The sequence below is a fragment of the Pseudomonas sp. SIMBA_067 genome (assembly GCF_046534675.1).
Classification (GTDB): Bacteria; Pseudomonadota; Gammaproteobacteria; order Pseudomonadales; family Pseudomonadaceae; genus Aquipseudomonas; species Aquipseudomonas putida.
Map to the genome: position 1 here is coordinate 1 of NZ_JAWRYH010001143.1, position 244 is coordinate 244.

A 244-nucleotide genomic window follows, 5' to 3' on the forward strand; every position below is an offset into this window, starting at 1 on the left:
CGGCACTGTTTTGAGCAAAAATACTTTGCAGCACGCACTGCATCATTTCAAAACTAAAATGGCGCTTAGGTGCCGTGTTAGGCGCTAATAAAATATGCATACCCACATCATTAGGTTCAACCTCGTACGCCGCTTTCATTAAGCTTTCGTGCTCAGGGCTATAAAGCTCAACTAAAGCCAATAGACATTGATGCTATCGGCTGTGATCGTATCGATCATGGCGTTATCGGCTAAATTTAGCGCT

Annotated in this window: 1 protein-coding gene; it reads right to left on the reverse strand. The window is 43.9% G+C overall.

Going from position 1 to position 244, the window contains the following annotated elements; all coding sequences use genetic code 11:
- Positions 1-181 (reverse strand): GNAT family N-acetyltransferase (locus SB765_RS32875; protein WP_410932928.1); only part of this gene is annotated, 181 nt, incomplete at its 3' end.
- Positions 182-244 lie beyond the last annotated feature (63 nt).